Source organism: Exiguobacterium sp. s128 (assembly GCF_018618815.1).
Classification (GTDB): domain Bacteria; phylum Bacillota; class Bacilli; order Exiguobacteriales; family Exiguobacteriaceae; genus Exiguobacterium_A; species Exiguobacterium_A antarcticum.
Map to the genome: position 1 here is coordinate 1 of NZ_JACSMT010000103.1, position 862 is coordinate 862.

At 47.8% G+C, this 862-nt stretch carries 1 pseudogene; it reads left to right on the forward strand.

Annotated features, from left to right (window positions below):
- Nucleotides 1-862: pseudogene (locus KNQ13_RS15795) on the forward strand (IS3 family transposase); the annotation flags it as partial.

The window sequence follows — 862 nt, forward strand, 5'->3', positions numbered from 1 at the left end:
AAATCACGCGCCGATATCATTCGGGAATATGACTTGACGCCTTCGGCATTTAATCGCTGGATCAACCAAAGTAAGACGACCGGATCCTTTAAGGAAGAAGATAATTTGTCGGATGAAGCGCGCGAGCTACGTGTGCTTCGGAAGCATGTCCAACAACTGGAGATGGAGAATGATATTTTAAAGCAAGCCGCGCTGATCATGGGACGAAAGTAAGTGTGATCAAGAATAATCGACATAAATACTCGGTATCAGCAATGTGCAGCGTCCTCCAATTACCCAGAAGTACGTTTTATTATGAAGCGAGACAGCGACCATCGGTCGACGATGTGACGGAAGCCATCCGTGAAATTTTCCGACGCAGCCGAGAGAACTACGGCACGCGTAAAATCAAGATTGAACTCCAAAAACAAGGGAAATGCGTCTCTCGTCGCCGAATCGGACGCATCATGAAAGAACAAGGGCTCGTCTCTACGTACACGCTCGCGCAATTCAAGCCTAAAAAAGAAGCGTGCAACGAGTCGATGGAAGCCAATGAATTGAATCGCGCGTTCAAGCAAGGAGAAGAGCTATCCGTTGTCGTCAGTGACCTTACATACATCAAGGTCCGTCAAAAATGGCATTATGTATGTGTATTTGTTGATCTTTTTAACCGAGAAATCATCGGGCATAGTGTGGGCGAGCGAAAGGATGCGCAACTGGTCCATCGTGCTTTCGCTTCCATTCCTCATGATTTGCGTCGCATCCGGATGTTTCACACGGATCGAGGACGAGAGTTCAACAACCGTCTGATTGAGGATGCCCTTCATACGTTCGGAATCCGTCGCTCGTTGAGCGAAAAGGGTTGTCCGTACGATAACGCAGT